Source organism: Pseudoalteromonas sp. Z1A6 (assembly GCF_011378745.1).
Taxonomy (GTDB): Bacteria; Pseudomonadota; Gammaproteobacteria; order Enterobacterales; family Alteromonadaceae; genus Pseudoalteromonas; species Pseudoalteromonas arctica.
Genome location: NZ_WTKW01000529.1, coordinates 1 through 1,932 on the forward strand (window position 1 = coordinate 1; position 1,932 = coordinate 1,932).

Annotated in this window: 1 protein-coding gene; it reads right to left on the reverse strand. The window is 37.5% G+C overall.

The annotated features are described in order from the left end of the window. Positions 1–641: 641 nt before the first annotated feature. A complete protein-coding gene (locus GQR46_RS19170; protein ID WP_165742116.1) occupies positions 642–1,751 on the reverse strand; it encodes a PepSY-associated TM helix domain-containing protein in 1,110 nt (369 codons plus the stop codon). Positions 1,752–1,932 lie beyond the last annotated feature (181 nt).

Here is a 1,932-nt window from a genome sequence, read left to right on the forward strand (position 1 = left end):
AAAGCCCGAATCTAACGATTCGGGCTTTTTTACGTCTGCAGAAAAGTAAAATACGTGCAATTAATGCACACTCACATCAACACACATCACGTAGGGCGGGCGAGCGTAGCGACTCCCGACGTTAAAATCACAACAAAAACCCTCAATACCCCATTCGGCCAATAAAGTAGCATTTACTACGTGACTCTCCACCGCTGTTGGTATCGTGACATTACGCAGGCTTCACATTGTAAAGAGCCTTGCTTTAACTATTCAGTAGCCTATTAGACATTCCCATTAGGTATATAGCCTTATTTACAGACACTAGTAAGCAATTAATTGGGGGGCACTATTGTGCGCTAAGTTTACCTAAGTGATTTACCGCATTACATCTGTAACTAACTGTAGTTTTAGCGCGTGCAGAATAAATACACATACCTGATAATTATACTAATCGGCAATAATACCTAATCAATTTGGTGGATTGAACTTGACGTTAATTGCGTTAGAAATTTCTGATATACGATTGCATGGATACAGAAGGTTGAGCAACTTAGGAGTAATTGGCGAGAACAACGAAATAAAGAAATTTTTGACCTCAAATAGATCATTTAACTAGGTAGATTGGCGTAAAGTTTATTTTATTTTATTTTATTTTATTTTTATATTCTCTTGGTTCTAACTAACCACCTATATACGCCAATAAAGAACAATGCAGCAGGTCCAAAGCCACTCAGCACCCAAATGACTTTTAAAATGTTACCGCCAATGCTGCCGTCATGTAGAGGGTGTATCCAGTTTTTTATTTTACTAGCCGTACTTTGCTTATCTATATTAAACACGCTCTCTAACTTTCCTGTAAGTGCATTAACCTCTATATAGCTATGTGGAAAGCGATACGAAGGATCGTTTACAGTTTGAAATCTTAATCTGTAAATAGCATTTAAGTTTGATGGTGTTTCAATCCAAGCTAAACGCGTATTCGGTAATGCTTTTTCAGCTATTAATACCGCTTGTGATAAAGGAATATTGGTTTGTTTGCTCGGTTGAATTTGTGTTTTTGGTGGGGAGTTTATATCGCTAACTAGAGCGGTTAATATAGGATCTGTTTGTTTTGGAATAGCGAGCATAACACCTGTAACAGTTAAAGCTAGTAGCGGTATGCAGAAGGTTAAACCAATTAGTTTATGCCAGTCGTATAGCAAACCTATTTTAGAGCTACGAGATTTAAATTTTAGTGCCTTTACCCACTGCTCAGGCTTTGGAAACCAAGCAAAGAATCCAGAGATAAGAAGAACTATTGAGGCTATGCCTATATAGCCAACAACGAGAGTGCCCGTTCCTCCTGTTAGTAATGAAAAATGTAAGTTGTACATCCAAGTTACTAAGTATTTTCCCCAATAGTTTTTACGTATTACTTTATCACTACTGCTAGATAGCCATACCATTAAGGGAGCAAAGCCTTGCTCTTTTGTTTCTATTGGATTGTAGTATCGCGCGGGAATTACTGAGTTTATACCTGTGTTTTCTAATCGCCATGGCCCTTGCTTTGAAGGGAAATTGGCTCTTAGCGTATTATATGCTTGCTCCCAATTAGGCGTTTTTATGTTTGTAGTAGCGTCATTTTCTGGATTTAGCAGTAAGTCTATTTGCGGATAGTAAACTAATACGGAGCCAGAAAGGCTAATAATAGTAAGTAAAACACCTACTGATAGGCCTAAGTATAAATGTAACCGCCTGAATGTTTTTCGCCATGAAAGCTTTAGTGTCATTAATTAAATAGCCGTAATGAGTAATGCAGGTTTATTGGGCATTAAGGAATGATTAATTACGCGGTATATTATATGGTTTTTGATATGAGTTGTGCGGCATTTTTTCGCACTTATTAAATTAGGTATTTAGAAAGTAAAACGCCAGCCCTTGGCTGGCGTTAAAATACAAGCTTGAAGCTTA